The 436-nt window shown below is 70.4% G+C and carries 1 protein-coding gene; it reads left to right on the top strand.

All coding sequences use genetic code 11. From position 1 onward, the window contains the following. The coding region (locus ACWXWW_RS17890; RefSeq protein ID WP_455971338.1) for a sugar nucleotidyltransferase at window positions 1-436 on the top strand (436 nt) is incomplete at both ends.

The raw sequence follows: 436 nt of genomic DNA, 5'->3' as shown, positions 1-436 counted from the left end.
CGGATGTGGACGGTGCGGCGGTGTTCGCGTACTGGGTCGCGGAGCCGTCGGCGTACGGGGTGGTCGAGTTCGACGGGACGGGGCGGGCGGTGTCGCTGGAGGAGAAGCCGGCGCACCCGAAGTCGAACTACGCCATCCCCGGCCTGTACTTCTACGACAACGACGTCGTCGACATCGCCCGCGGGCTTCGGCCCTCCCCGCGGGGGGAGCTGGAGATCACGGACGTGAACGCCGCGTACCTGCGACAGGGGAAGCTGCGGGTGGAGGTGCTGCCGCGCGGGACGGCGTGGCTGGACACCGGCACGTTCGATCAGATGGCCGACGCGGGAGACTACGTGCGCACGATCGAGCGGCGCACCGGGTTGAAGATCGGGTCTCCGGAGGAGATCGGGTGGCGGCAGGGGTTCCTGTCCGACGACGACCTGCGTCAGCGGGC

The organism is Microbacterium sp. KNMS, assembly GCF_053851835.1.
The sequence above is the reverse complement of the archived record's forward strand: the minus strand, read 5'-3'. Positions and strand labels throughout refer to the sequence as shown.